2 rRNA genes (1 of these 2 running past the window's edge) are annotated in these 2,500 nt (G+C 38.8%); both read left to right on the top strand.

The window, feature by feature from the left end:
- Nucleotides 1-1,206, top strand: a 23S ribosomal RNA gene (locus CLSA_RS21560) (it extends 1,704 nt beyond the left edge of the window).
- Between the two features lie 62 nt (nucleotides 1,207-1,268).
- Nucleotides 1,269-1,385, top strand: a 5S ribosomal RNA gene (rrf, locus tag CLSA_RS21555).
- Nucleotides 1,386-2,500: the final 1,115 nt, after the last annotated feature.

The raw sequence follows: 2,500 nt of genomic DNA, 5'->3' as shown, positions 1-2,500 counted from the left end.
AACTAGGCAAATTGACCCCGTAACTTCGGGAGAAGGGGTGCCTGCTTTACGGCAGGCCGCAGAGAATAGGCACAAGCAACTGTTTAACAAAAACACAGGTCTCTGCTAAAGCGAAAGCTGATGTATAGGGGCTGACGCCTGCCCGGTGCTGGAAGGTTAAGGGGAACACTTAGCGTAAGCGAAGGTGTGAACTTAAGCCCCAGTAAACGGCGGCCGTAACTATAACGGTCCTAAGGTAGCGAAATTCCTTGTCAGGTAAGTTCTGACCCGCACGAATGGCGTAATGACTTGTGCACTGTCTCAACTGCAAATCCGGCGAAGTTGTAGTGCGAGTGAAGATGCTCGCTACCCGCGATTGGACGGAAAGACCCCGTAGAGCTTTACTGTAGCTTAGCATTGAATTTCGGTATTGTCTGTACAGGATAGGTGGGAGACTGGGAAACTAGGGCGTCAGCCTTAGTGGAGTCGTTGTTGGGATACCACCCTGATAGTATTGAAATTCTAACTGGATGCCATGAAACTGGTGACAGGACATTGTTAGGTGGGCAGTTTGACTGGGGCGGTCGCCTCCTAAAATGTAACGGAGGCGCCCAAAGGTTCCCTCAGAACGGTCGGAAATCGTTCGAAGAGTGCAAAGGCAGAAGGGAGCCTGACTGCGACACCTACAAGTGGAGCAGGGACGAAAGTCGGGCTTAGTGATCCGGTGGTACCTCGTGGGAGGGCCATCGCTCAACGGATAAAAGCTACCTCGGGGATAACAGGCTGATCTCCCCCAAGAGTTCACATCGACGGGGAGGTTTGGCACCTCGATGTCGGCTCGTCGCATCCTGGGGCTGAAGTAGGTCCCAAGGGTTGGGCTGTTCGCCCATTAAAGCGGCACGCGAGCTGGGTTCAGAACGTCGTGAGACAGTTCGGTCCCTATCCGTCGCGGGCGTAGGAAATTTGAGAGGAGCTGTCCTTAGTACGAGAGGACCGGGATGGACTGACCTATGGTGTACCAGTTGTTTCGCCAGAAGCATAGCTGGGTAGCTAAGTCGGGAAGGGATAAACGCTGAAAGCATCTAAGTGTGAAGCCCACCTCAAGATGAGATTTCCCATAGCATAAGCTAGTAAGACCCCTTGAAGACTACAAGGTTGATAGGTCAGAGGTGTAAGTGCGGCAACGTATTTAGCTGACTGATACTAATAGGTCGAGGGCTTGACCAATATAATCAAGTTGTAATACATTAAGAACTATGTGCAATTTTGAAAGAACAAAACTTTCAAAATCTCGTGGTGATGGCATAGAGGTAACACTCCTTCCCATTCCGAACAGGACAGTTAAGGTCTATAGCGCCGATGGTACTGCATGGGAGACTGTGTGGAAGAGTAGGACGTCGCGAGGTAAGCATAAACGATAGTTGTAATAACTATCGTTTTTTATTTTACGTAAAAATATATAAACAGAATTATTCTGAAAGTTATAGCATTAATTAATAATATTGCTTAATGTATGTATTGTGGAATTGTCGTTGGTGAGGAATTCATTAACCTTGTTATTTAGTTGAAAGTTTAAATGGAGAACTCTTGTAGTCGCATGAATTAATGTTAATAATTATAGATTCATTAGTATTTTGTGCAGTATTTGTTGCTGTTGCGGTAAATGATAATTGAATATTAAGAAATCATGAGGAGATTTCATTATCACTATCTAAGAATAAAGGTATAAACAACTGCTTAAATTATTAAGTGTTTTTTTATGTAGCATATATATTCATTGTAGTATTATTTTTTTGAGGAATGCACTAATCTTTTTATTTAGTTTAAAGTCTATATTGTTGAAGGTTTAAGGATTTTAAGTTAAATAAGATATTGTATAGACTTCTGTTAGTTTAATTCCATACACATAAATTTGATTATATCCACAATATTTTTTAATCATGGAATATATTTTGTGGATTATTTATTTAAATAGGTTGAAATCTGAATTTATGAAATGGATCATATATAATTACTACGTTTCGTCATTAGAAAAACATATTTTAATAAATGTGAGGAGGTACAATGATTAAAAATATATTTATTTAAAATAATTTATAAGAATTGAGGCACTTCATATATAGTTTTTAGGCATCTTAATATAAATGCTGTACATATCATGTCAGGATATTCACGTATTTTATTAGGCATTTATATATTTTAATATTGAAATTTTTACTTTAATATTATTAGATTATCTTTTCAAATTGTAGATTATGGAGTTTATATTGAAAAAAACGATGATAACTAAACCTAGTGTATCATGAATAGGAAAGTGTAGAATTTATAAGAAAATTACGTATATATGTATAATAAAATCAATAAATAGCAAATATTCGAAAATGTATAATCTACATTCGTGTTAAGATAAAACACGTCGCTAAGAGACATAAACAATTTCAAGTAAGTTCAAAAAAGCCTTTGAAAAAGAGCTTTAAAGAAATGAAAAAAGTTGTTGACAGCCTCTAAGTCAAGTGATATA

Origin of the sequence: Clostridium saccharobutylicum DSM 13864 (assembly GCF_000473995.1) — a bacterium.
GTDB lineage: Bacteria > Bacillota > Clostridia > Clostridiales > Clostridiaceae > Clostridium > Clostridium saccharobutylicum.
Note: the sequence above shows the minus strand (reverse complement) of the source record. Positions and strands in the feature narration are given on the sequence as shown.